Here is a 251-nt window from a genome sequence, read left to right on the forward strand (position 1 = left end):
GCGTTGGTCTTCACCGAGCCGCGCAGTACGGCCTCGACGACGTCCGGGTGCTCCTTGAGGAACTTCTGCGACACGATGATGTTCGTGATCACGAACTTCTTGTCCGGCCACAGATCGGCCTCGTCCAGCAGCACCTTGCCGCCCTCGGCGACCAGCTTGGACGCGGTCGGCTCCGGCACCCACGCACCGTCGATGGAGCCGGACTTGTAGGCGTCCGGGGTGATCTTGTTGTCCGTGCGGACCACGGACAC

At 64.9% G+C, this 251-nt stretch carries 1 protein-coding gene; it reads right to left on the reverse strand.

From position 1 onward, the window contains the following. Positions 1-251 (reverse strand): ABC transporter substrate-binding protein (locus OP79_RS49420; protein WP_169786277.1); only part of this gene is annotated, 251 nt, incomplete at both ends.

Source organism: Streptomyces yerevanensis, assembly GCF_000716805.1.
GTDB lineage: Bacteria > Actinomycetota > Actinomycetes > Streptomycetales > Streptomycetaceae > Streptomyces > Streptomyces flaveus.